Consider the following 19,614-nt stretch of genomic DNA (forward strand, 5'->3'; position numbering starts at 1 on the left):
GACTAGTGAATATCGCAACATAACGAGGAAAACCATGTCACATCTCGCAGAGCTGGTTGCCAGTGCAACGGCCGCCATTAACCAGGCTTCAGATGTTGCCGCGTTAGACAATGTCCGCGTCGAATATTTGGGCAAGAAAGGGCACCTGACCCTTCAGATGACTACCCTGCGTGAACTGCCGGCAGAAGAGCGCCCGGCAGCAGGTGCGGTGATAAACGAAGCCAAAGAGCAGGTTCAGCAAGCGCTGAACGCGCGTAAAGCCGAATTAGAAAATGCCGCGCTGAATGCTCGTCTGGCTGAAGAAACGATCGATATCTCCTTGCCTGGGCGTCGTATCGAAAACGGCGGTTTGCATCCGGTAACGCGGACTATCGATCGCATTGAAAGTTTCTTTGGTGAGCTGGGCTTTACCGTGGCGACCGGTCCGGAAATCGAAGATGACTATCATAACTTCGATGCGCTGAACATTCCTGGCCATCACCCGGCGCGCGCTGACCACGACACTTTCTGGTTTGATGCGACTCGTCTGCTGCGCACGCAGACTTCCGGCGTGCAGATCCGCACCATGAAAGAAAAACAGCCGCCGATCCGTATTATCGCTCCGGGCCGCGTATATCGTAACGACTACGATCAGACGCACACCCCAATGTTCCATCAGATGGAAGGGCTGATTGTTGATACCAACATCAACTTCACCAACCTGAAAGGCACGCTGCACGATTTCCTGCGCAACTTCTTTGAAGAAGACCTGCAGGTTCGTTTCCGTCCTTCCTACTTCCCGTTCACCGAACCTTCTGCGGAAGTCGATGTGATGGGTAAAAATGGCAAATGGCTGGAAGTATTGGGTTGCGGAATGGTTCACCCGAACGTGCTGCGTAACGTCGGTATCGATCCGGAAATCTACTCTGGCTTTGCATTCGGTATGGGTATGGAGCGTCTGACCATGCTGCGTTACGGCGTAACCGATCTGCGTTCTTTCTTCGAAAACGATCTGCGTTTCCTCAAACAGTTTAAATAAAGGCAGGATAAAACAATGAAATTCAGTGAACTGTGGTTACGCGAATGGGTAAACCCGGCGATTGATAGCGATGCGTTGTCAAACCAAATCACGATGGCGGGTCTGGAAGTTGACGGTGTGGATCCTGTTTCTGGCGCGTTCAACGGCGTTGTGGTGGGCGAAGTGGTTGAGTGCGCTCAGCATCCGAACGCTGACAAACTGCGCGTCACCAAGGTGAATGTCGGCGGCGACCGCCTGCTGGATATCGTCTGCGGTGCGCCAAACTGCCGTCAAGGGCTGAAAGTGGCTGTAGCAACCGTTGGTGCCGTTCTGCCGGGCGATTTCAAAATCAAAGCCGCAAAACTGCGCGGTGAGCCGTCTGAAGGCATGCTGTGCTCGTTCTCCGAGCTGGGCATTTCCGACGATCACAACGGTATTATCGAACTGCCTGTCGATGCACCAATTGGTACCGATATCCGTGAATACCTGAAGCTTGACGATAATACTATCGAAATCAGCGTCACTCCGAACCGCGCCGACTGCTTAGGCATTATCGGTGTGGCACGTGACGTTGCTGTACTGAACAAAGCCCCTCTGGTTGAGCCGGAAATAGCGCCAGTAGCCGCAACCATTAGCGACGTCCTGCCGATTCAGGTCGACGCGGTGGAAGCCTGCCCACGCTATCTGGGCCGCGTGGTGAAAGGCATTAACGTTAAAGCGCCAACCCCGCTGTGGATGAAAGAAAAACTGCGTCGTTGCGGCATCCGCTCGATCGATGCCGTGGTTGACGTGACTAACTATGTGCTGCTCGAATTGGGCCAGCCGATGCACGCATTCGACAAAGACCGCATTGAAGGCGGGATTGTTGTCCGCATGGCAAAAGAAGGTGAAACCCTGGTATTGCTGGACGGCAGCGAAGCGAAGCTGAATGCGGATACGCTGGTGATTGCGGACCATAACAAAGCGCTGGCAATGGGCGGCATCTTTGGTGGCGAGCACTCCGGTGTGAATGATGAAACGCAAAACGTCCTGCTGGAATGCGCGTTCTTCAGCCCGCTGTCTATTACCGGTCGCGCACGTCGTCACGGTCTGCACACCGATGCATCTCACCGCTATGAGCGTGGTGTCGATCCGGCGCTGCAACATAAAGCCATGGAACGTGCTACGCGCCTGCTGATTGATATCTGCGGCGGCGAAGCGGGTCCAATCATTGACGTGACGAACGAAGCCTCGCTGCCAAAACGCGCAACCATTACGCTTCGCCGTAGCAAACTGGATCGTCTGATCGGACACCATATTGCAGATGAGCAGGTGAGCGATATTCTGCGCCGTCTGGGTTGTGATGTCACGGAAGGGCAAGATGAGTGGAAAGCGGTAGCGCCGAGCTGGCGTTTCGATATGGAGATCGAAGAAGACCTGGTCGAAGAAGTCGCCCGTGTATACGGTTATGACAATATCCCGAATACGCCAATTCAGGCGGGTCTTATCATGGGTACGCATCGTGAAGCGGATTTGTCGCTAAAACGCGTAAAAACGATGCTGAATGACAAAGGCTACCAGGAAGTTATTACCTACAGCTTTGTCGACCCGAAAGTCCAGGCGCTGCTGCACCCGGGTGAAGAAGCGCTGTTGCTGCCAAGTCCAATCTCGATTGATATGTCGGCAATGCGTTTATCCCTGTGGACCGGCTTGCTGTCTACGGTAGTGTACAACCAGAATCGTCAGCAAAACCGCGTGCGTATTTTCGAAACGGGTTTACGTTTCGTACCGGACACGCAGGCCAATCTCGGGATCCGTCAGGATCTGATGCTGGCGGGCGCGATCTGCGGTAACCGTCATGATGAACACTGGAATCTGGCAAAAGAGACTGTTGATTTCTATGATCTGAAAGGCGATCTGGAAGCGGTTCTCGACCTGACCGGCAAGCTGGCGGATATTCAATTCAAAGCTGAAGCGAATCCAGCACTGCATCCGGGGCAGTCTGCGGCGATTTATCTGAAAGGTGAACGCATTGGTTTCATTGGGGTTGTTCATCCTGAACTGGAACGTAAACTGGATCTGAACGGTCGCACTCTGGTGTTTGAACTGGAGTGGAACAAGCTCGCAGACCGCGTGGTGCCTCAGGCGCGTGAAGTTTCTCGCTTCCCGGCGAACCGTCGCGACATCGCAGTCGTTGTGGCAGAAAACGTTCCCGCTGCGGATATTTTATCCGAATGTAAGAAAGTTGGCGTAAATCAGGTAGTTGGCGTAAACTTGTTTGACGTGTACCGCGGTAAGGGTGTTGCGGAGGGTTATAAGAGCCTCGCTATCAGCCTGATCCTTCAGGATACCAGCCGTACACTTGAAGAAGAGGAGATTGCCGCTACCGTCGCCAAATGTGTAGAGGCATTAAAAGAGCGATTCCAGGCATCATTGAGGGATTGAACCTATGGCGCTTACAAAAGCTGAAATGTCAGAATATCTGTTTGATAAGCTTGGGCTTAGCAAGCGGGATGCCAAAGAACTGGTCGAGCTGTTTTTCGAAGAGATCCGTCGTGCTCTGGAAAATGGTGAGCAGGTAAAACTCTCTGGTTTTGGTAACTTCGATCTGCGTGATAAGAATCAACGTCCGGGCCGTAATCCGAAAACGGGCGAAGATATTCCCATTACAGCACGGCGCGTGGTGACCTTCAGACCCGGACAGAAGTTAAAAAGCCGGGTTGAAAACGCAACGCCGAAAGAAGAGTAATCTGAACTAACTAAAAAGGCCGCGAATGCGGCCTTTTTTCTTAGTGGGCCAGAAGGAAAAACAGCCCGGTCAGTGCTGCGCTCAGCAGGTTAGACAACGTGCCCGCCAGGATCACTTTAAGCCCCATTTTAGCAATGAAACTTTTTTTCCCCGGCACAATCCCCCCCAGTACGCCAATCAATGCGGCAGGAGAGGACAAATTGGCAAACCCAGCCAGCGCCATGATCGTTATTATCTGCGAATATTCCGACAGTTGGTCTTTCATTGGAATAAAGCTGGTATACGCGACGAACTCATTCAACACCAATTTTTGACCTAACAGGCTACCAATTTGCAAGACTTCGTTAGCGGGAATGCCCAACAGCCAGGCAACCGGAGCAAAGAGGTAACTAAAGATAAATTGTAGCGTGACGTTACCATAGCCGAAAAAGCTACAAAACCAGCCCAACAAGCCGTTCACCATAGCAATTAATGCAATCAGTGCCAGAAGCATTGCCCCCACGTTAGCGGCGAGCTTCAGCCCGATAGTCGCGCCATTTGTCGCCGCTTCAACGATGTTGATAGGCTTTTCATCTTGACCAAGCATATCGCCTGACACGTCGGCAGTGTTTTCGGGTTCCGTTTCTGGAAACAGCATTTTCGCCATTAACAGACCGCCTGGTGCTGACATAAAAGAGGCGGCTACCAGATAGCGAATTTCGATCCCCATACTGGCATAGCCAACCAGCACTGAGCCTGCGATAGAGGCCACACCACCTGTCATGAGGGCAAACAGTTCTGAGCGCGTCATGCGTGGCGCATAAGGCTTCATCAGGACGAAGACGTCAGTATTGCCCGCAAAAATATTGGCCGTTGCAGCCATGGATTCTGCCGGGCTGGTGCGCAGCAGTTTATGGATACCCGTACCGATGAGACGGATAATCCACTGCATGATGCCCAGGTAGTACAGCACGGAGAACAATGCTGACATAAAAATGATAATCGGCAGAACATGCACGGCAAATACAAACCCCATTTTGAACTGTCCGAGATTACCGAAGAGAAAGTTAATCCCTTCCGACGAATAGTTCAGCATGCCTGACAGACTGTTTGATATGGCGAGTAAGATTTTTTCCCCTAAGGGGACATACAGGATAAATGCAGCAAAAAGAGCCTGGATTGCAAAGGCACCGCCAACGGTGCGAAACCGGATAGCTTTGCGATTTTCTGAACATAGCCAGGCAACGAGTAACAGGACAACAATGCCAAGTATGACGATGAGTATCTGCATGGTTTATCCCTCATCGGCATCAATGATGCTACGGAAAAGATCTTTAAAGAGAGCATCCCGCTCAATAAATTTTGCGACCTGAATGACGTGACGGCGGTTATCAAAACTCCAGCTCAGATTGTCATTGATCAAAGGGGATGTACGGTATTCACAGGTGAACCAGTCAGGATTCAGGACATAGCCAACCGTAGTGATATCCCAAATGACTTTGCGGGATGCAAAACCAATCCAGGGGCATCGCGGGGCAATTTCAGCAAAGTAGCTACCAATGCGGCTGGTCTCTGCAAAATAGTGCTGCATCTCTGGGACCGATGAGGCCATAGTGTTAGCCACGCCAAAGCAGGGGATTTGGGTGAGCGCTACGCCGCTATCAAAAAGTACCCGACTCGCCGCAATGTCCTGCATCAGGTTGAATTCATGATTATCTTTCCAGGCATAACTGTTACCCCCAAGCCAGATGACATGAATCTTTGTGACGATGTCCGGCGCGAGGAGCAGTGCGTTAGCGATATTGGTCGGCGCGGCGATTGCGAGTACATGTAATGTTTGCTCAGCCGTTCTTGCCCGGTTAATCAAATCCTGTACTGCTGCTGACATCTCCGGCTGATTGCTATCTTTCAGATAGCGTGTTGAACCCTGGAATATTTGCGGTATGTTTTCGCGGCGGGGGAGTTTGTTAAATACGCGATAGATCTCATCGACGCTCAGTTGCATGCCTACTGCGGGATCGTCAACATATGTGTGCGAGCCCTCTTTACCAAAATAGTGGTTGGTAAACGGAGCGGCGTAAACAGCTTGCAGATCGAGGCGCTCCGGGTGTAAGAATGCCCAGGCAATGGCCATCTGATCGTCAATTTCATTGTAGGTATCGCTGTCAATAACGATAGGCACTTTGCCATAATTAGGTGGCGTAATTAAGGCAATACGCTGCGCTGAAGTTAATTCAGGCCAGTGGATACTTAACATCGTTAATGTTCCTTAAGTTAGAAGTCGTAGGCCAGTCGATAAATGAGAATATCGCCATATCCATCCGCACCAAGTTTGTTATAAAAGTACCGATACATTAATGTGGTGGATATATGAGGCATGATTTTCCAGGTAATATTCAGGCCGCCGTTTAAACCATTGCTACCATGATTGTTAGCGGTATAGTCATCATTACGGTCAAGTTCTATTTCATTCCAATTGGACAGTAAGAAGTCCTGGTTGAGAAGATTGAAAGCATAGCCAGCGTTCCATCCGATTGAGAAACCATTGAGTCCATTAATATCATAAGCTGGGCCAAAATTACTGTGCGCGGTAATGTACTGACGAGCAATCCAGGGTTTAAACCACCATCCATCGCCTTTCAGGTCGGTATAGCCAAGCCCAATAAATTGATTCGTCTCTTTAAAATTAGGGCTTTGCGAATTATAGACTTTTGTAAATAGGCTGGCACCCGTTTTCCAGAGGTAGGTATGGATTTCACCATTCGCAGTCTGCCCCTGATTTCCCTCGTCATCTAGAATATTTTCAAAATCATAAAAGCCGTACATTTCACCCCAATCAAAACCAATACCTCCCTCAATACCAATTAAGGCTTGTTCATATTCGAGGTCTTTAACACCGGCATCCCAGGATTGATAGTCAAAATGTATATTTCCCCAGCCGTATTGTTGTTCAGCTAATGAGGAAAAAGCTACGCACGATAATAAAGCCCCGAAGGCGATTTTTTTCATTTTATATCCCTATTTTGGTGGTGGGTTAATATCAGTATTTAGTACAAGCTAATCGTTTTAATACGAGTTCATGGGATGGCATATTGGCTGCACCTTCACGCTCTACAGCCAGTGCTGCAAATACACAGGCGTAATGAATTGCGCTGGCAATATTTTCTCCACAGGCAAGTCGTGCAGCGAGTGCACCATTAAATGCATCACCGGCGCCGGATGTATCAATATTAACGGCGGGATATGCCGGGAACTGTTGGTGTGTAGAACCATCAAATAACCAGCACCCATCTTTGCCTAACGTAATTAGAATATATTGTGGTCCCATTTGGTGCATGGTTTCGGCGGCCTGACGAATATCGTCTGGCGTACGAATAGCCTTGCCAATAATCGCCTCTGCTTCTGTGAGGTTTGGGGTCAGGATGTGTGTCCAGCGGAGAAGGTCTGTCACTTCCTTACGCCATGGTGCTGGATTCAGGATTGTCATCACCCCGGCGGCATGTGCGAACTTAATAGCTTTAGCTGTAGCGTCAGGATTGTTTTCCATCTGCGTCAAAAAAACATTGGCGGTGCCAATCTCGTCATAACAGGATATAATTTCTTCACTTGTTATTTCCTGATTAGCCCCTGGATTAATAACGATTACATTATCGCCAGCCTCTTCGGATATCATCACTACGGCACTGCCGGTTGGTGCATCATTTTTGGTAAAGATGGTTAGTTTTTCTAATCCTACGCCATTTAAAAAATGCTGGGCTTTGGTTGAAAACTCATCTTCACCTAATTTGACCGTAAAATAAGTGCGAGCATTGGCTTGTGCGGATGCTATCGCCTGGTTGCTGCCTTTCCCGCCGGGTAAACAACAGGAAAAAAGCGCGCGCGTGGTTTCCCCTGAAATAGGAAAACGGTGAAGCCGATATACTAAGTCGGTATTAAATGAACCCAGAATGTAAACTTTCCCATTGTTTTCGTTCATTGATATTTCTCGTTCGATCTTTGATTGGTTAATGATGATGTTTTGGTGCAAATAAAGAGAGTTGTTCTCATATAATGGGAATGCATTGTCGTGATTATATACAGCACCTCCATAGCATGAGCGGACATGTCCTGTTTTTACGAGGTCATTGATGTCGCGGCGGAGTGTTCTTTCCGTAACATCAAGTACCTTAACAAGAGATGATATTTTTACACTTCCTTGTTTTTTGAGTAGTGTTAAAATATAGCGAAGACGCTGTTTTTTGTAACGACAGGGCATCTAATCCTCACTTTTCATGAATGTGATGAGAGGTCCATGTAATAAGTTTATTTTGTCTATACGTTAATTTCTTTGGTGAATGAATTTATTTGTTGAATAAATAATTAAAGATCTGATTACCACTAAGTACACCGATGATACCAAATACACCAGGCCAGGCAGCAGGGGCTGGAATGGGGAGTTTTATTAATGTAAATATGAAACCAATAATTGCACCGGCAATAAGCGAAAGAATTATATCCATAAGATAATTCCTGAGGGTGTTATGATGATATGAAGACTACACAATATATTTACGTATTGATGAGAAGACAATCACACAAAACTTCTGCAACCGGACATCTTGTCCGGTTGTGGTTATTTATTTAATCTCAGGAACGATATTAATAATGACAGCTACTACCTGGTATTGCTGCCAGCATTGCATTATGCAAAAGACTAAGGTTCATGCTGTTTTGGGCCATTGCCTCATTTGCGGTAGAGCTTCCTTCCATGTTTTTTGCTTTCATCGTAAAATTAATGAGATAACCCATAAAAAAAGTATAAACATGCAACCTTTTGCACAATTACAACGTCGGCGAGACCGATACTGGTTAGGCACTTTATCGCTGTTGCTATTGGTCATGCTCGTGATTAGCTTATGCGCAGGAGAACAGTGGATCGCCCCCGGCGACTGGTTCAGCGCCCGCGGCGATCTGTTCGTCTGGCAAATCCGATTTCCCCGTACCCTTGCCGTTTTGCTGGTTGGTGCTGCGTTGGCCTTATCTGGCGCAGTGATGCAAGCTCTCTTTGAAAACCCGCTCGCAGAGCCTGGATTACTGGGCGTGTCGAATGGCGCGGGAGTCGGGCTCATCGCGGCGGTGTTGCTGGGGCAGGGGCAGCTCCCCGGCTGGGCGTTGGGCTTATGCGCCATCGCTGGGGCGCTGATTATCACGCTTATTCTGCTCCGTTTTGCCCGCCGTCATTTGTCTACCAGCCGTCTGCTGTTGGCGGGGGTGGCGCTGGGCATTATCTGTAGCGCGCTGATGACATGGGCCATCTACTTCTCCACTTCTTTTGATTTGCGACAGCTAATGTACTGGATGATGGGGGGCTTTGGTGGCGTTGACTGGCATCAGGCCTGGCTCATGGTGGCGTTGATTCCGGTGCTGGTGTGGATCTGCTGTCAGTCGCAGCCGATGAATATGCTGGCGCTGGGGGAAACTTCTGCACGTCAGTTGGGATTGCCATTATGGTTCTGGCGCAACCTGCTGGTGGTCGCCACGGGCTGGATGGTTGGCGTAAGCGTGGCTCTGGCGGGAGCGATTGGCTTTATTGGGCTTGTGATCCCACATATTCTGCGGCTGTGCGGCTTAACCGATCATCGCGTGTTACTGCCGGGCTGCGCGTTGGCTGGCGCTATCGTATTACTGTTGGCTGATGTTGTCGCGCGTCTGGTGCTGGCCTCGGCTGAGCTGCCAATTGGTGTGGTGACGGCCACCATGGGCGCACCGGTATTTATCTGGCTATTGTTAAAAGCCGCGCGCTAGAACGCGTTGATTCGGTCTATGATTAAAAACTGAAAATCCACCTGTTGTTCTGGAGATGCTATGCAAAACACTATCCTCGATACAGACGTGACGACCATTGACGGCAAGGTGACCTCACTGCAGCCGTATGCCGGAAATGTGCTGTTAATCGTCAACGTTGCTTCAAAATGTGGGCTAACGCCGCAATATGAGCAACTGGAGAATCTGCAGAAAGCCTGGCATCAGCAGGGCTTTACCGTTCTTGGGTTCCCCTGCAACCAGTTTCTGGGCCAGGAGCCGGGCAGTGAAGAGGAAATAAAAACGTACTGCAGTACCACCTGGGGCGTTACCTTCCCGATGTTCAGCAAAATTGAGGTCAACGGCGAGGGACGCCATCCGCTGTATCAGAAACTGATTGATGCCGCGCCAACCGCCGTTGCGCCTGCGGATAGTGGATTCTATGAGCGTATGGCGAGTAAAGGTCGGGCGCCGCTCTACCCGGACGATATTCTGTGGAATTTCGAGAAGTTTTTAGTGGGTCGGGATGGTCAGGTACTGCAACGATTTTCACCTGATATGACGCCTGAGGATCCTGTTCTGGTGCAATCCATCAAGACGGCGCTGGCAAACTAATGTCTCGATTGATGCAGCTACAGGACGTAGCAGAATCGACCCGACTCGGCCCGCTTTCTGGTGAGATAAAAGCAGGGGAGATCCTGCATTTAGTGGGGCCTAACGGCGCAGGAAAGAGCACGCTGTTGGCGCGAATGGCGGGGCTGACGACCGGCAAGGGCAGCATCACCTTTGGTGATGTGTCATTGGATGAATGGCCGGCAGCAAAGCTGGCGCAATATCGCGCTTATCTTGCGCAACAGCAAAACCCACCGTTTGCGATGCCGGTCTGGCATTTTCTGACGCTGCATCAACCCGATAAAGCACGCACCGATCTGTTACAGGAAGTCGCCGATGCGCTTGGGCTTGGGGATAAGCTGGGACGCAGCGTGAATCAGCTCTCCGGCGGTGAGTGGCAGCGCGTGCGCCTGGCTGCGGTTATCCTGCAGATTTGCCCACAAGCGAATCCATTCGGCCAGCTTTTGTTGCTGGATGAGCCGATGAACAGCCTGGACGTGGCGCAACAAAATGCGCTGGACCGGATGCTGGGTCAGCTGTGTTTGCAGGGCATCGCGATTGTAATGAGCAGCCATGACCTTAATCACACCTTACGTCATGCGCACAAGGCCTGGCTTCTCAAACGCGGGAAGCTGCTTGCCAGTGGTGCTCGTGATACGGTACTAACGCCGGCCAATTTGTCTGCGGCTTATGGCGTGAACTTCCGTCGTTTGGATATTGAAGGCCACAGAATGCTCATATCAACCACTTAAGTTAAATGGGTTCTTGAAAATCATATAATTTCCACGCTAAATTGGCATAAAAATATAATTCAGAGGATTCGTCCTGAATGCGCTTTTGGCTTCTTTTCATCACAGCATTGTTTTTGGCGGGCTGCAGCAGCCATCGTGCTCCTGCGCCAAATGCCCGCTTGTCGGATTCTATCGCCGTTATCGCCGGACTTAATGACCAGCTACAAACCTGGCATGGCACACCCTATCGTTATGGCGGCATGAGCCGTAGCGGAGTGGATTGTTCTGGATTTGTATTGATGACAATGCGCGATAAATTCGATCTGCAACTCCCGCGTGATACCCGCACGCAATCAAAGATTGGTACCGAAATTGATAAAGATGATTTGCTGCCCGGCGATCTGGTGTTCTTTAAAACCGGGTCTGGGGAAAGCGGTCTGCATGTCGGAATTTACGATACCAATAATCAATTTATTCATGCCTCAACCAGCCGTGGTGTGATGCGCTCATCACTGGACAACGTTTACTGGCGCAAAAACTTTTGGCAGGCGCGACGTATTTAATCCTCATCAGTCACGAGGCTGCCTACGGCTGAGCAGCCTCGACATTTCCATTTGTTAGTAACTTCTTATTTCTGCCGCCAGCCGGACAATACCCCTGAACATTAAGAGCGTATCTTGCTAAAAATATGATTTATTCCGAGATATTAAAAAGTGCAAAGCTGGATATTCGCTTATAATCAGGATAAGCTAAAAAAAAGGGATTCGATTTACTGGCTATAAAGGGAAAAATGAAAGGGCCTCTACTTGCATCAGCAATAACGTATTTCTCCATCCTTTGCTACAGGATGCCGGATAACACCTATGCAGAGGGGCTGGCACGATGATTGTTTCAATGGATACTCTTTACCATTCAGAGTTCTCTTTTCTCCCTGCGAGAAACGAAAAAGGCGATCTTGAATACGTAGATATCATTACCAGTTTTGCCAGTGCGCAGGGGGATGTGCGTATACCCACCGAGCTGGTCCTACCTCGGATGTCGGACGAAGAGCAATGTCGCTTATTTACCGAAAAGCTTGAATTAATCGAAACGTGCCAACATTTTTTTATTCAACGAAAGGTTTCTGCCTGGATTAATTTAACGCCGGCAATTGCTAATACTTTATTATCAGATACTAAATTTGCTTCACAAGTTGAACGATTGTCATTTCTGGAACTGGCTATTAATGAAAACTATCCAGAGTTAAATAATGGAAAAGCGAATCCAACACTGGCAGCACTGGCGGCGCGATTTCCATTAGTACTGACAAACTATGGTGCAGGCGGCATATCAAACCGGGCAATTTTTGATGGGCTGTTCAAACGCGTCGTGCTCGATAAAAACTTTGTTCAACAAAGGATTACACATATTTCGTTTGAGCCATTTATGCGGGCTATCCTGGCACAGCTATTTCCCAGCAGTGAGTCAATTATCATTAGCGGTATTGATACACCCGAGATGTTAGCGCGCGTACTGCCTCTGGGATTCAGCGCCATGCAGGGCGCGCTGTGGCCTGCTGTGCCCCCCGCGCAGATAATTTCGCTCGCGAAGATATAACCCTCATATTTGCTGGTGTTTAACAGGCTTTTAACAGTCTACACTAGAGACAGGAGGCCCTATGACCCTGTCTTTTACCACCCGCTGGCGTGATGAATTACCAGCAACCTATACAGCACTTTCACCCACTCCCCTGAAAAACGCGCGCCTGATCTGGCATAACGATGCGCTGGCGGAGCAATTAGCTATTCCAGAGACACTATTTGATATTCCAACCGGAGCCGGTGTTTGGGGCGGTGAATCGTTGCTTCCCGGGATGTCGCCTTTAGCGCAAGTTTATAGCGGACATCAATTTGGCGTCTGGGCGGGCCAGCTTGGCGATGGACGCGGGATCCTGTTGGGCGAACAACAGCTCGCTGACGGCTCAACGTGTGACTGGCACCTGAAAGGCGCCGGACTTACGCCTTATTCCCGTATGGGGGATGGTCGCGCCGTACTGCGCTCGACAATTCGCGAAAGCCTGGCCAGCGAAGCGATGCATTGCCTGGGAATACCGACCACGCGGGCATTGTCGATTGTTACCAGCGACACGCCGGTGTATCGTGAAACGGTAGAATCAGGGGCGATGCTCATTCGCGTGGCGCAAAGCCATCTGCGCTTTGGCCATTTTGAGCATTTTTACTATCGCCGCGAGCCGGAAAAAGTGCGCCAGTTGGCTGACTTTGCGATTCGCTATTATTGGCCGCAATGGCAGGAAGAAGCCGATAAGTATCAGCTGTGGTTTAACGATGTTGTCACGCGTACTGCGACGTTAATAGCGGACTGGCAGGCGGTAGGATTTGCGCATGGTGTCATGAACACGGACAACATGTCGATTCTGGGACTGACGATGGATTACGGCCCATTCGGTTTCCTTGATGACTACGTGCCCGATTTTATCTGCAACCACTCAGACAACCAGGGGCGATACAGTTTCGATAATCAACCGGCCGCGGCGCTTTGGAACCTGCAACGTCTGGCGCAAACTCTGTCGCCATTTATCCCGGTCGAGGCGCTTAATGATGCGCTGGACAGTTATCAACTGGCGCTGTTAACTCGCTACGGTCAGCGGATGCGACAAAAGCTTGGCTTCTTTAGCGAGCAAAAAAACGATAACGAACTGCTTAGTGAACTGTTTAACCTGATGGCGCGGGAAAGAAGCGACTATACCCGAACATTTCGCATGCTCAGTCAGACGGAACAACACAGCGCGCAATCCCCGCTGCGCGATGAGTTTATCGACCGCGCAGCGTTTGACGACTGGTTCACGCGGTATCGCTCACGCCTGCAGCAAGACAACATTGCCGACGCAGACAGACAAACGCAGATGAAGGCGGCTAATCCGGCGATGGTATTGCGTAACTGGTTGGCGCAACGGGCGATTAATCAGGCAGAGCAGGGGGATTACGCCGAGCTGCATCGGTTACACGAGGCGTTGCGTACCCTATTTGTCGATCGTGATGATGACTATGTCAGCCGTCCACCTGACTGGGGCAAACGGCTGGAAGTGAGCTGTTCAAGCTAAGGGGCCAGAAATACCTGCGGGGATCCGTTGGCCGGATGCTGGCCAACGTGTACCTGCGCGCCATACCAGCGTTTCAGGTCATCGGCCTGTAACACGACCTCAGGCGTTCCCTGCGACACCAGCCTGCCGTTGTGCAGCAACACTATTCTGTCTGCCCACAGTGCGGCGAGATTCAGATCGTGAAGCACAATGCACACATGCAGCTCTTGTGAAGCGGTAAGCGTCTTCAGCAAGCGCAACAGATGCTGCTGGTGGTAAAGATCCAGCGCAGAGGTCGGCTCATCAAGGAATAACCAGCCGCGAGGCGCGCCGTCGCACCAAAGTTGCGCCAGTGCACGGGCTAACTGTACTCGCTGTTGTTCGCCGCCGGAAAGCGCGGCGTATTGCCGGCCCGCCAGCGGTGTACATCCGGTCATTTCCATCACCTGAGCGATAAGTCGAGGTTCCGACCGCTGGGTCCAGGGCGCACGCCCCATCGCGATGACGGCCTCTACCGGCCAGTCAAATCCCAGTTGTGTTTGCTGGCGCATCACCGCCCGATGCCGCGACAGTGTTTGGCTATGCCATTCATCCAGCGGTTTACCCGCCAGCAAGCAGCGCCCTGTAGCCGGTTTCAGAAAACCGGTCAGCAGGCGCAGCAGGGTGGATTTCCCCGCACCGTTTGGGCCGATGAGCGCCACCAGTTCACCTTTTTCGAGAGCAAGAGAGACGTCGTCAATCACCGCTCTGCCCGCGACGCGATAGTGAAGCCCTTCAGCGATGAATTGTTCAGCCATGCGGTCCTCGCTGACGAAAAATAAGCCATAAAAACCACGGTGCGCCCAGAAGACTGGTTAGCAAACCGACCGGCATTTCCGCAGGCGCAACCGCCGTACGGGCCAGCGTGTCGGCTATCAGCAATAAAAATGCGCCCGCCAGCACGGAACCTGGGATAACGGCCCGATGGTCTGAGCCGAGCCACATGCGCATCAGATGCGGGATAACCAGCCCGATGAAGCCTATTACGCCGCTTACCGCCACGGCTGCGGCAACCAGCAATGCGCTACAAAGTAGCAAAACACGCTGAACGGTACGCACATCTACGCCGAGGTAATGCGCCTCTTCCTCACCTAACTGCAGCAGGTTCAGCGCCGGTGCCAGACGCCAGATGATCAGCACCGTCGGGACAGTCAATGAAGTGACAGCCAGCAGCGTGGACCATTGCGCGGCCCCCAGACTGCCCATCCCCCATAGCGACAGCTGGCGCAGTTGCGCGTCATTACTGACCCACGACAGAACGCCAACCGCCGCCCCGCACAGCGCGTTGATGGCAATACCGACCAACAGCAGACGTGAGAGTGAAGCGTCGCGTTGTTGGCTAAGGATAAAAATAACCACCGTTGCCGCCAGCGCACCGAGAAAAGCGGCCAGCATGGGGGCGTACAGCATCAACAGCGCGGGCAAAGAGACCGGCAGCACTACCCACAGGGCGACGGCGCAGGCGGCACCGCTGCTTATCCCCAGTAATCCCGGATCGGCAAGCGGGTTGCGAAACAGGCCCTGCATCACGCAGCCCGCGAGCGCCAGAGAACCGCCAATCACCAGCGCCAGCAGGACGCGGGGCAGGCGAATGGTGAGCCAGATTTGACGCAGTGCCTCATCGCCATCACGCCACAGCAGACTTACCGGCAGGCGCAACGCGCCAAAACCGGTAGCCATAATTGTCATCACGACCAACATGAGTGCGAGTGTCCATAAAGAACAACGGATACGTCGCGACATCAGGGCAATTGCTCAGCTTTAGCGCGAAGCTGCAAAATGGCCAGCGGGGTGCGTACGCTAAAGCCGAGCAGCGCCATATCGTCAACCTGCAATACCTGTTTATTCCGTCCGGCAGGCGTCTGCGCCAGGCCCGGCAGCGCCCACAGGTTATCTTCGCCACCCATCGCCTTAACGCCGTCCTGTGAAATCACCACCAGATCGGGCTGGCTGGCAATGACACCTTCCTGCGACAGCGGCTGATAGCGGTTAACACCCTGCATTGCGTTGCGCAAACCGGCGGCACGAATAGCCGCATCGGCTGCGGTTTGCTGGCCCGCCGCCATCGCGGTCATCCCTCCATGATTGAGAATAAACAGCACGCGTTTGTTAAGTTCAGATGACGGCAACGCCGCCAGTTCCTGACGTAAGCGGGTGCGCAGCGTTTCGCCATCGGCCTCCCTATGGGTGGCTTCGGCGATGACGCGAATTTTTTCATCAATCACGTTAAGCTCGTTGCTTGCCGGGATCGTCACAACCCTGACGTTGCTCTGTTCGAGCTGTTTTAGCGCCAGAGAGGGCTGCGCCTGCGCGCTGGCAAGGACCAGCGTAGGACGGGTGGCAAGGATCCCTTCGGCGTTGAGCTGGCGCAAATAACCGACATCAGGTAGGGCGTTTGCTGCTTCAGGCCACTGGCTGGTGCTGTCTCGCGCCACAAGGGAAGACTGTGCTCCCAGTGCGTATACAATCTCGGTGACATCGCCACCGAGAGCAACAACCCGTTCCCTGGACGCAGCCATCGCGACGATGGGCAGTAGCGCAATCAGGACCAGCAGTTTTTTCATGCGGCCAGCCCCTTCGGCGTCAGTGCGTCAATTTGCGCGCGCCATTGCGTCTGCTCTGGTTCGCCTTCCGTTCGTTGACCATACAGCTGGGCGATTTGCGTGCCGTCGGCAGCAAACAGTTCCAGGCTGGTGACGTGGCCATCGGCGGTCGGTTTGCGCGTTACCCATGTTTCTGCCACGCTCTCTTCAAGCAGGTGTAAGGTAAATGTCGGGTTGAATATGTTCAGCCAGCCTTTCATCGGCACCAGTTTTTCTATCACACCGGTAAAAATCTGTACGCAGCCACGATTACCCACAAAGACCATAATTTCATTGCCATCCTGGCGCGCGGTGTCGAGTAACTGCGCCAATGCGCTATTTGCGACTTTACAGGCCAGATCGTCGCCCACCAGGTTAAACGCCTGTTGGCGGGTGAGATCGTGGCGTTTCAGCAGACCGAAGAACTGGTGTACATCGGTCATGGCTCGCCACTCTTGATCAACGGTCTGCGCATCGACCGTGACGGTGGCTGGAGCAGAAGGGGGGGCGGGTTGCAGCGCCAGAGGCGGGTTTTCAGCGAAGATGAAACGGGTCAGCAACGCAGCCCATTCCTCAATGAGGGTATTCTGTGTGGCATAGACCTTCAGCAGCGCATCCCCCTGATGGTCAAAGAACTGAATGCTCTGACGCTCGCCGTGGGCGGTTGTTTCGCTGATATGGAACACGCTTGCCCACTGATTGAGGAACAGGCGCAGGTCGAGGGCGCGCGGATTGAGTACCAGTCCGGCATGACCGTTCAGGTGCTGATTGGTAAACGCACCAACCTGCTCATGCACAGCATATTCGTTGCGGCATATACATTTGGTTTCGCCGACGGCTTCCAGTGCGCCGAGGATTTCACGCACTTCGCCCCGTAAGCGCCAGGCGTCATGACCGACGCGCGCGAAGGTCAGTTCGGCTTCGCTAATATTCATCAATCCCGCAATATCACGTGCGTATTTGCCAGGATTTTCTTTCTTCAGTTCCAGCCAGCGAGTGTAATGATTCATTGTCTCTTCCTTCCAGATTGCTGCCCCGGCGAACCGGGGAAAAGTGATTACCACTGATAACTCACGAAAATTTTGCCATTACGACCATCCAGCGGAATGCCCTGCGGCGACCAGTACTCTTTGTCGAAGGCGTTGCCCAGTACCAGCGTGGTGGTCATGCCTTTCAGCGCTTGTTGGCCCTGATAGCTCACGTAGAAATCGTTTACCGCATAACCGGGCTGTTTCGTGTAGCTGCTGCTGATATGCGTTGAACGGTCAGCAAAGGTACCTATCCAGCCAACGGAAAAACCGCTGTGCGCAACCGGTACGTTCAGTTTGCTGGTGACGGTATCCGGGTTAATGCTGGAAATGTATTCGCCGGTGTCTGTATCTTTGCCGCGCGTACGGTTATAGGCCATGTCGAGGCTGAACAGATCGGCGGAATATTTCGCCATCACGTCCCAGCCCCAGATTTTGGCGTTGGGTACGTTATAGGACATGGTTGTCGCGGCGGCGAAGTCGACGCTGGTAGAGATGTAATCTTTCGCTTTGGTGTCGAAATAGCTGGCTTTAAATTCGAGCGCATCGCTCGCCATCAACAGATCGTCAAAGCGCAGGCCAAATCCGTATTCCTGCGTTTCGTTGGTTTCCGGGCGTAGGTTAGGGTTCGGTACCCAGTAGTTGGTGTAAAAACGGCCAATCGAGAAGTGTTTGGCATCGTTATACATCTCGCCCATTGTCGGCGCACGGAAGGCCTGAGCGTATGAACTGAACAGCATCAGCCAGTCGGTTGGCGCAACGGTGAGCCCGGCGCGGGACGACCATTTATCGGCATCGACATCTTCATAGCCGTCGCTGCTGCCGCGATAAGAGTCATAACGGGTACCGCCCAGCAGCGTAACCGGCAGGTCGCGCAGGGTGATTTCATCTTGTAGCCAACCGGAGCTGAAATCGATTTTTGCCTCCGGGAAACCGGTGGTTGCGCCGCCTGGCTGTTGTTCCTGACGATAGTATTCCCCGCCGTAGGTCAGCAGGTGAGATGCAAAAGAGTCGGTAAACAGACGGCTGCGGTTGTCGATTTTGCCGCCTTTGGTGGTTTGTTTGCGAAACTCGCCGGTGTTATCCGTGTTTTGCGCATTAATGCGTGCTTCGGACCAGTAGACGCGGGCATCCGCGTTCAACCAGTCATTGTCGGCTGGAGCAATCGAGTAGGTCAGTTGCGCGTCGCGCTGGATGGTTGAGCGATCGGTCATCGGGTTGCTGGTGGCATCCGCCGCGCTGGTTTGCGGGTTTTTAGGTTCACGGGCGTCATTGTTGTAGTAACGCAGCGAGCCGGCCAGCGTCTGGGCGCTGTCAATTTTCCAGCTGCCTTTCGCCAGCATATTGTTAATCGCTTCGTCGTTTGGTGCCGTAGTACCGTTGCTCTGGCGCAAATCACCGCGATCGCGACTGGACCAGGCAAGCAGTCCGTCCAGCGTATCGGTGCGACCAAACGCGCTGGCACCCATACCGAGGCTGTGATCGCCGGTTGCCGCGGTACCGAACACGCGATAACCGCTGTTTTGTCCGGCTTCCAGCAGATCTTTGGCATCCGCAGTGTCATAGGCGATCACACCACCTAACGCGCCGCTACCGTACAGCAGTGCAGAAGGGCCACGGACGACCTCGATGCGTTTGATCAGCGCCGGATCGAGGAAGGTACTGTTCAGGTGTCCGGTGTCGGTTCCCTGACGAACGCCATCAACCAGCACCAGAACGCCACGTCGATCGTAGCCGCGCAGATTCACGTCCTGGCCGTTAGTGCGACCGGTGCCGTCAAGGGTCAGGCCCGGAACCGTACGCAACAGGTCGGCTGCTGAGCTGGCGGTCTGGTTTTCCGGCGCGGTGGCATCAATCACGCTGACCATCATCGGTGCTTCAAAAGCACTTCGGGCATTGCCGGTAGCGGTGACGGTCATATCTTCTACCGCCGCATACGCGACGGCGGGCAGGTTACTGATAATCGCCAGCGCCAAGAGCGAAGGGCGCAGGGATGCAGTGTGCAGGTGTGGCATAGCAACTCTCCATTAGGAAATCGAAAAGCGCTGGCTGCCTGGG

The 19,614-nt window shown here is 52.3% G+C and carries 19 protein-coding genes; 9 read left to right on the forward strand and 10 right to left on the reverse strand.

What is annotated here, in order from left to right; genetic code table 11:
* Positions 1 to 34: 34 nt before the first annotated feature.
* From pheS to ihfA, 3 genes are read left to right on the forward strand one after another with little or no spacing between them, the layout of a single operon-like run.
* Positions 35 to 1,018 carry a phenylalanine--tRNA ligase subunit alpha gene (gene pheS / locus WC7_RS15215; protein ID WP_016152865.1) on the forward strand — a complete coding sequence of 328 codons (984 nt, stop codon included), beginning with the start codon at positions 35 to 37 and terminating at the stop codon, positions 1,016 to 1,018.
* A 15-nt stretch (positions 1,019 to 1,033) separates the two neighbouring features.
* Complete coding sequence (gene pheT / locus WC7_RS15210; RefSeq protein WP_016152866.1) at positions 1,034 to 3,421, forward strand: phenylalanine--tRNA ligase subunit beta; 2,388 nt, start codon at positions 1,034 to 1,036, stop codon at positions 3,419 to 3,421.
* Positions 3,422 to 3,425: 4 nt separating this feature from the next.
* Positions 3,426 to 3,725 carry an integration host factor subunit alpha gene (gene ihfA / locus WC7_RS15205; RefSeq protein WP_003030571.1) on the forward strand — a complete coding sequence of 100 codons (300 nt, stop codon included), beginning with the start codon at positions 3,426 to 3,428 and terminating at the stop codon, positions 3,723 to 3,725.
* 40 nt (positions 3,726 to 3,765) lie between these two features.
* Here ihfA and WC7_RS15200 read toward each other — a convergent pair whose 3' ends face one another.
* The 5 genes from WC7_RS15200 to WC7_RS15180 all read right to left on the reverse strand — a co-directional run bounded on the left by WC7_RS15200 (position 3,766) and on the right by WC7_RS15180 (position 8,203).
* Complete coding sequence (locus WC7_RS15200) at positions 3,766 to 4,995, reverse strand: NupC/NupG family nucleoside CNT transporter (protein WP_016152867.1); 1,230 nt, start codon at positions 4,993 to 4,995, stop codon at positions 3,766 to 3,768.
* Between the two features lie 3 nt (positions 4,996 to 4,998).
* Positions 4,999 to 5,961, reverse strand: coding sequence for a nucleoside hydrolase (locus WC7_RS15195; protein WP_016152868.1), 963 nt, complete (start codon positions 5,959 to 5,961; stop codon positions 4,999 to 5,001).
* Positions 5,962 to 5,978: 17 nt separating this feature from the next.
* Entirely contained in the window at positions 5,979 to 6,713 is a 735-nt protein-coding gene (locus tag WC7_RS15190; protein WP_016152869.1) for an outer membrane protein OmpK, read from the reverse strand.
* A gap of 31 nt (positions 6,714 to 6,744) precedes the next feature.
* Positions 6,745 to 7,959 (reverse strand): PfkB family carbohydrate kinase, encoded by a 1,215-nt coding sequence (locus WC7_RS15185; protein ID WP_016152870.1) that lies wholly within the window; start codon positions 7,957 to 7,959, stop codon positions 6,745 to 6,747.
* Between the two features lie 85 nt (positions 7,960 to 8,044).
* Positions 8,045 to 8,203 (reverse strand): DUF1427 family protein, encoded by a 159-nt coding sequence (locus tag WC7_RS15180; protein WP_016152871.1) that lies wholly within the window; start codon positions 8,201 to 8,203, stop codon positions 8,045 to 8,047.
* A 304-nt stretch (positions 8,204 to 8,507) separates the two neighbouring features.
* Here WC7_RS15180 and btuC point away from each other — a divergent pair, with 304 nt between their 5' ends.
* The 6 genes from btuC (at position 8,508) to selO (ending at position 13,928) form a co-directional block, all read left to right on the forward strand.
* Positions 8,508 to 9,488: a vitamin B12 ABC transporter permease BtuC gene (btuC, locus tag WC7_RS15175; RefSeq protein ID WP_032931198.1), complete on the forward strand. Its 981-nt coding sequence runs from the start codon at positions 8,508 to 8,510 to the stop codon at positions 9,486 to 9,488.
* Between the two features lie 60 nt (positions 9,489 to 9,548).
* Complete coding sequence (locus tag WC7_RS15170) at positions 9,549 to 10,100, forward strand: glutathione peroxidase (protein WP_016152873.1); 552 nt, start codon at positions 9,549 to 9,551, stop codon at positions 10,098 to 10,100.
* Positions 10,100 to 10,849: a vitamin B12 ABC transporter ATP-binding protein BtuD gene (btuD, locus tag WC7_RS15165; RefSeq protein ID WP_016152874.1), complete on the forward strand. Its 750-nt coding sequence runs from the start codon at positions 10,100 to 10,102 to the stop codon at positions 10,847 to 10,849. Before WC7_RS15170 ends, btuD begins: the two co-directional genes overlap by 1 nt.
* Positions 10,850 to 10,926: 77 nt before the next feature.
* Positions 10,927 to 11,391: an NlpC/P60 family protein gene (locus WC7_RS15160; RefSeq protein WP_003832591.1), complete on the forward strand. Its 465-nt coding sequence runs from the start codon at positions 10,927 to 10,929 to the stop codon at positions 11,389 to 11,391.
* A 319-nt stretch (positions 11,392 to 11,710) separates the two neighbouring features.
* Entirely contained in the window at positions 11,711 to 12,424 is a 714-nt protein-coding gene (locus WC7_RS15155; protein WP_016152875.1) for an EAL domain-containing protein, read from the forward strand.
* 61 nt (positions 12,425 to 12,485) lie between these two features.
* A complete protein-coding gene (selO, locus tag WC7_RS15150) occupies positions 12,486 to 13,928 on the forward strand; it encodes a protein adenylyltransferase SelO (protein ID WP_016152876.1) in 1,443 nt (480 codons plus the stop codon).
* On the opposite strand, the gene WC7_RS15145 is transcribed toward selO, so the two are convergent.
* The 5 genes from WC7_RS15145 to WC7_RS15125 are packed head-to-tail and all read right to left on the reverse strand — an operon-like array spanning position 13,925 to position 19,571.
* On the reverse strand, positions 13,925 to 14,704 hold the full coding sequence (locus WC7_RS15145; protein WP_016152877.1) for a heme ABC transporter ATP-binding protein: 780 nt from the start codon (positions 14,702 to 14,704) through the stop codon (positions 13,925 to 13,927). The two genes, selO and WC7_RS15145, sit on opposite strands and share 4 nt — an antisense overlap.
* Positions 14,697 to 15,689, reverse strand: coding sequence for a FecCD family ABC transporter permease (locus WC7_RS15140; RefSeq protein ID WP_032947022.1), 993 nt, complete (start codon positions 15,687 to 15,689; stop codon positions 14,697 to 14,699). Before WC7_RS15140 ends, WC7_RS15145 begins: the two co-directional genes overlap by 8 nt.
* A complete protein-coding gene (locus WC7_RS15135) occupies positions 15,689 to 16,510 on the reverse strand; it encodes a heme/hemin ABC transporter substrate-binding protein (RefSeq protein ID WP_016152879.1) in 822 nt (273 codons plus the stop codon). The genes WC7_RS15140 and WC7_RS15135 overlap by 1 nt, the downstream gene beginning before the upstream one ends.
* On the reverse strand, positions 16,507 to 17,538 hold the full coding sequence (gene chuS / locus WC7_RS15130; RefSeq protein ID WP_016152880.1) for a hematinate-forming heme oxygenase ChuS: 1,032 nt from the start codon (positions 17,536 to 17,538) through the stop codon (positions 16,507 to 16,509). The genes WC7_RS15135 and chuS overlap by 4 nt, the downstream gene beginning before the upstream one ends.
* Positions 17,539 to 17,585: 47 nt before the next feature.
* The gene (locus WC7_RS15125; RefSeq protein ID WP_016152881.1) at positions 17,586 to 19,571 is read right to left on the reverse strand and encodes a TonB-dependent hemoglobin/transferrin/lactoferrin family receptor; all 1,986 of its coding nucleotides are present in this window, start codon (positions 19,569 to 19,571) and stop codon (positions 17,586 to 17,588) included.
* Positions 19,572 to 19,614 lie beyond the last annotated feature (43 nt).

The organism is Citrobacter sp. KTE151, from assembly GCF_000398845.1.
GTDB lineage: Bacteria > Pseudomonadota > Gammaproteobacteria > Enterobacterales > Enterobacteriaceae > Citrobacter > Citrobacter braakii.